The sequence below is a fragment of the Endozoicomonas sp. YOMI1 genome (genome assembly GCF_024606345.1).
Lineage (GTDB): Bacteria > Pseudomonadota > Gammaproteobacteria > Pseudomonadales > Endozoicomonadaceae > Endozoicomonas.
Genome location: NZ_JAHHPM010000389.1, coordinates 1 through 1,866, shown reverse-complemented (window position 1 = coordinate 1,866; position 1,866 = coordinate 1). Strand labels below are relative to the sequence as shown.

Here is a 1,866-nt window from a genome sequence, read left to right as displayed (position 1 = left end):
AATTTTTCTTTGCCGTAAACCTGAAGCTGCTCCAGCCTCAGCAGGCTATTAATTAGGACTCACCAATTTTAGACAAAAAGTCAGAAAAAAGTTGGCAATTTTTCGAAAAAGTTATTTAGCGTAAAGTTGCTGTGAGTTTCCCCCGGGAATGTTTTCCGAAAAGTGACAGCAATGTCCCCTCTCTATGGTTTGTTTGACTTTATTCAACGCTTTTGAAGTGGGTATCCATAAAACGCTGGAATGATTGATGGTCAAATAAACACTCCTGCTCAGACAGCCTCTCAGTGCAGCAGGTGATTTTTCTGGCCTGGGCATTCCCCGTTTGGCAGTGAACTAAATCCTTTTCCTACGGTCATACTCATATGATGACTGCGTGAAAAACAAAATTCGCTCATCCTCTTGAGAGTACCTGAAACAATCCCATGAAGAATTGAACATGTTAACCACCAGTAAACTCGCTGTTTCTCCATCAAAAATCGCAGCACCCGTCAACAGAACCGATAAAAAAAACAGAGCTGCCTGACTCCCCGGTAAACCGTTTTACCAGCCAGGTAACCCGGGGAACACTGGGCAGTAACGGCCAATCCGGTATGGACACGGACCCTCAGCCCCGTCCTGAGAACCGATGTGTTGAAAAGAGCCTGCTTCCTTTCTATTCAGGACCACGGCTCAGTCTTGCTTGTCCGGGAAATATATTGCCATTGGATCAAAGCCGCAATGTACGGCAAGAGTATCTACAGTGTGCAAAAGCCGGGTACGCCTGGACTCGCTATCCGGATCCGTTGGATGAGGCCGCCTGGCATGCGCTTAAAGAGACAGACCCTGATCGGGCCGTCCAATGGTTGCGTAACCTTCCGGCCCCGGAATATAAGGGCACTTTGCACTATCCAATCGACCATGTCTGGCATTGGGAGGAGTGCCGACTGATTAAGGACCCGGTTGTCTGTGGTACTGACCGGGTATGTGATCAACAAACGCCCACCGGACAAAATCATCACCAGTCCGTTAGCCGCAAGTGCAAGGACATTCCCCGAAGCTGTTACGCCGATGTTGCGCGTGTGGGACGCAGCCCCTGTGGCATGGGCAAACTGGTCTATAACGTGGAATTTGTGAAAAAAGACACTCCTGACTGGCGTCCCGGGCAACCCGGGTTTATCCCGCGACTGGCCAATGGTTATGACCTGTTACGTGGTGAAGAAGAGCAGCTGTCGTTCAGTAATTTTCGCTCGCCTTCGGTACGACTGACCCCGACGCTGGACATCGATGACCCAAAGAATGCCTACGAAATTTACACACGCATCCTGGTCGATTGTTATTCTCCCCTGAAACGTTGAGCTACGAAGATTATTTGGCTCCTGATGCCCGATACACGTTCAAAGTGACCATGAATCTGAAAAATATGCCGTTCTACTACCAGCCCTGCGTATCACAGCCTGCTGCTCCAGATTGCCAATGGTATGCATTATGGGGGTTTTTCAGTCCGCAGCGGTACGAAACGCGCAGTTTCTCGCACAAAAGCCTGGATATTACCGTCACTACTCCGTCCCAGGTTGACCTGAGAGGCTGGCAGCCGACATTCTGGACCCTAGTACGTTACGCTCAGTTTGTCGCTCCGTTTTATGGGATCGGCAAAGTAGTAATGGCGGGGAATCAACTCTGATGCCGGGCATGGGCGAGCTTGACCAGGCCTCAAGCGATGTGTTGCATCGACTGATGTTTCGCGGTTCAGGCAAAACCGGAGGCTTATTTTAATTATTTTCAGAGGGATAATAGTCAACCCATGATCCGAATCGGGTTTGCCAGATATTACGATTAAGTAGTTGGCCAAATGGAATCGTATATTTCTGGCTAAGTGGGCAGTTACTA

Annotated in this window: 2 protein-coding genes; both read left to right on the top strand. The window is 49.2% G+C overall.

What is annotated here, in order from left to right:
* Positions 1-590: 590 nt before the first annotated feature.
* Complete coding sequence (locus tag KDK15_RS13945; protein WP_257295996.1) at positions 591-1,334, top strand: hypothetical protein; 744 nt, start codon at positions 591-593, stop codon at positions 1,332-1,334.
* Entirely contained in the window at positions 1,331-1,660 is a 330-nt protein-coding gene (locus KDK15_RS13940) for a hypothetical protein (protein WP_257295995.1), read from the top strand. Before KDK15_RS13945 ends, KDK15_RS13940 begins: the two co-directional genes overlap by 4 nt.
* Positions 1,661-1,866: the final 206 nt, after the last annotated feature.

What these genes read in the sequence shown, in the direction of transcription:
- KDK15_RS13945 (WP_257295996.1), top strand. Translation starts at nt 591, where the DNA reads ATGGACACGGACCCTCAGCCCCGTCCTGAGAACCGATGTGTTGAAAAG.